A 3,351-nucleotide genomic window follows, 5' to 3' on the forward strand; every position below is an offset into this window, starting at 1 on the left:
AGCGCTCGCTCCGCGGCTCGAACCGGACGGTCACCGCCTTGAAACCGGGCGTGTTGGACTCCCGTGCCACGTTCTGACGGTGGACCAGGTTGTTGGCCTCGGGGAAGTAGGCCGCGCAGCAGCCGCGGGCCGTCGGGTAGGACACCAGCCGGAACTCCTCCGCCCTGCGCTCGCTGGTCACGCCGTCCGCGCCGGTGAACACACTCACCACGTCGACCAGTTGGCGGTCCGCGAGGCCCAGGTCGCGCAGGTCATCCGGGTTCACGAGGATCACCCGGCGCCCCTCGGAGATGCCCCGGTAGCGGTCGTCGAGACCGTAGAACGTGGTGTTGTACTGGTCGTGGGACCGCATGGTCTGCAGGATCAGGTGCCCGGCCGGCGCCTCCAGCCACTCGAGCGGTGACACCGTGAAGTGCGCGCGCCCGGACGGGGTGGCGAAGGACCGGGTGTCGCGCGGTGGATTGGGCAGCACGAACCCGGACTTCTGCCGCACCCGCCGGTTGTAGTCGGTGAAGCCGGGGATCACCCGCGCGATGTGGTCGCGGATCACGTCGTAGTCCTCCGCCATCGCGCGCCACCCCACCGGGTGGTCGTGACCCAGGATCGCCTCCGCCATGCCCGCGACGATCTGCGGTTCGCTGAGCAACTGCTCCGACACCGGCTCCAGCCGCCCCTGGGACGAGCGGATCACCGACATCGAGTCCTCCACCGAGACGAACTGTGCGCCCCCGGGGTGGCGGTCGTCGCGGTCCGTCCGCCCGAGAGTCGGGAGGATGAGCGACGTCTGCCCGTGGACCACGTGGGAGCGGTTGGGCTTGGTCGACACGTGGACGGTCAGCCCGGTGCGTTGCATCCCCTTCTCGAGGACGTCGGTGTCCGAACAGGCCTTGGCGAAGTTGCCGCCCATGGAGACGAACACGTCCACGTCACCGCGCTCGAACGCCTCGAGCGTCTCGGTCGAGTCGTAGCCGTGCTCACGCGGCGAGGCGATGCCGAACTCGTCGTCGAGCCCGTCCAACAACGTCGCGCCCGGCTTCTCCCAGATCCCCATGGTCCGGTCGCCCTGCACGTTCGAGTGGCCGCGGACCGGGCAGGCGCCGGCCCCGGGCTTGCCGAAGTTGCCCTGCAGCAGCAGGACGTTGACGATCTCGCGCAGGGTGTCCACCGAGTGGGGCTGCTGCGTGAGTCCCAGAGCCCAGCAGATGATCGTGCCCCGCGAGTGCACGAGCAGCGTCGCCAGTCGCTCGACCTGGTCGCGGCGCAGACCCGTGGCCCGCTCGGTGGTCTCCCAGTCAAGCTCGGCACGCGCGGCGGCGTAGTCCCGGAAGCCCTCGGTGCACGTGTCCACGAAGTCGCGGTCCACGACCGTGCCGGGCGCGGCCTCCTCGGCCCGGAGCAGCAGGTGGCCCAGGGCCTGGAACAGCGCGAGGTCGCCACCCACCTTGATCTGCAGGAAGTCATCCGAGACGGTCTCGCCCCCGCCCTCGACCAGGCTCTTGGCGATCCCGGTGGGGGACTGCGGATCGGCGAACCCCAGCAGTCCGGCCTCGGGCAACGGGTTGACCGCCACCACGTGGGCCCCGCGCCGCCGGGCGTCGGTGAGGGTGGAGAGCATCCGTGGGTGGTTGGTGCCGGGATTCTGTCCGACGACGAGGATGACGTCCGCGTGATCGAAATCCTCGAGCGAGACAGTCCCCTTGCCGATGCCGATCGTGGGCGTCATGGCCGACCCGGAGGACTCGTGGCACATGTTGGAGCAGTCGGGCAGGTTGTTGGTGCCGATGGACCGCGCGAGAAGTTGGTACATGAACGCGGTCTCGTTGGCCGTCCGACCGGAGGTGTAGAACACGCAGCGGTCGGGCGAGGTGGCGGTGACGTGCTCGGCCATGAGCGCGAACGCCTCCCGCCAGCCGATCGGAGAGTAGTGCTCGTCGCCGGGCCTGAGCACCACCGGCTCGGTGATCCGGCCCTGGTTGCCCAGCCAGTACTCGGTCTTGTCCCGCAGCTCGCGGATCGGGTGGGCGGCCCACCACTCGGGGGTCACCGTCCGGGTCGTGGACTCCTCGGCCACCGCCTTGGCGCCGTTCTCGCAGAACTCCGCCGGCTTGCGCGGACCGGTGATGGACTCGGGCCAGGCGCACCCGGGGCAGTCCGTGCCGCCGCGGTGGTTGAGGCGGGCCAACGCCCGAGCCGTCCGGGTCGCCCCGGCCTGCGAGATCCCCCGCTCGAGCGCCACCGAGACGGCCTTGAGCCCCGCCGCGCTGGTCTCGGGTTCGCCGACCCGCAGGTCGGCCTCGTCGATGTCGGCGACGGGCGCGGACCGACGGATGCGGGGGACGAGGCTCATGGACCCATTGTGCGCCGGAACACACCGCGCCGCAGCCGCGGCCCGGGAGTGCGCGCGGTGCCGGATCAGTCGGCGACGCGCTCCGGATGGGTGTAGACGGTCGCGCGGTCGCCCCTGCTGAACCCGACCAGCGTCACCCCGGTCTCGGCGGCCAGGTCCACGGCCAACGACGAGGGGGCGCTGACCGCGGAGATCACCGGGATCCCCGCCATGGACGTCTTCTGCACGAGTTCGAACGAGGCACGCCCGGAGACCTGCAGGATCGTCTCCCGCAGCGGGAGCCGGCCCTCGCGCAGGGCCCAACCCACCACCTTGTCCACCGCGTTGTGCCGACCGACGTCCTCGCGCAGACAGAGCAGGTCGCCGTCGGGGGAGAACAGGGCCGCCGCGTGGACTCCGCCGGTGCGGCCGAAGACGATCTGGCCCTCGCGGAGCCGGTCGGGAAGGGAGAGCAGGACCGCAGCCCCGACCAGGGGGGTGGCCGGCTCGGCGGGGAAGTGGGTCGCCTTGCGCACCTCCGCGACCGAGTCGACGCCGCACACCCCGCAGGAGCTGGTCATGGCGGTCGCGCGGACGGACCGGGGCTCCGGGACATCCGGGGACAGGGTCACGGTGAGGGTGTTGTAGTCCTGCTCGGTGCGGCCGCTCACGGTGGTGCAGTAGCAGATCTCGGGGAGGTGGTCGCGGTGCCAGATCGCCCCCTCCGACACCAGGTAACCGGCGGCCAGGTCCATGTCGTCGCCCGGGGTGCGCATCGTGACGAGGTAGGGGCGTCCCCCGAGACGGACCTCCAGCGGCTCCTCCACCGCGAGGGTCGCCACCTCACGTCTGGCGTCACTGCCGGCGATGATCCTCCGCGCGGGGTGACGACTCGTCCGTCGTCCCATGGTGCAGAGGCTAGCCGGTACCGGGTTCAGCCGCCGCCGCGGTCAGCCGCAGGCCCGGCGGGCCAGCGGTCAGCGCCGTTCGGTGGACCGGTGGGCCACGCGCAGGACACCGGCGCC

The 3,351-nt window shown here is 71.4% G+C and carries 2 protein-coding genes; both read right to left on the bottom strand.

The genetic code is table 11. The features are described from left to right. Nucleotides 1-2,347, bottom strand: a 2,347-nt coding sequence (locus tag G6017_RS05025; RefSeq protein ID WP_182616225.1) for an FdhF/YdeP family oxidoreductase, incomplete at its 3' end; no start/stop codon positions are given. Nucleotides 2,348-2,412: 65 nt separating this feature from the next. Then, nucleotides 2,413-3,234 carry a formate dehydrogenase accessory sulfurtransferase FdhD gene (fdhD, locus tag G6017_RS05030; protein ID WP_179524171.1) on the bottom strand — a complete coding sequence of 274 codons (822 nt, stop codon included), beginning with the start codon at nt 3,232-3,234 and terminating at the stop codon, nt 2,413-2,415. Between the last annotated feature and the right edge of the window lie 117 nt (nt 3,235-3,351).

Source organism: Dietzia sp. B44 (genome assembly GCF_014145245.1).
In the GTDB taxonomy this organism is placed as follows: domain Bacteria; phylum Actinomycetota; class Actinomycetes; order Mycobacteriales; family Mycobacteriaceae; genus Dietzia; species Dietzia natronolimnaea.

What these genes read in the sequence shown, in the direction of transcription:
- fdhD (WP_179524171.1), bottom strand. Translation starts at nt 3,234, where the DNA reads ATGGGACGACGGACGAGTCGTCACCCCGCGCGGAGGATCATCGCCGGC.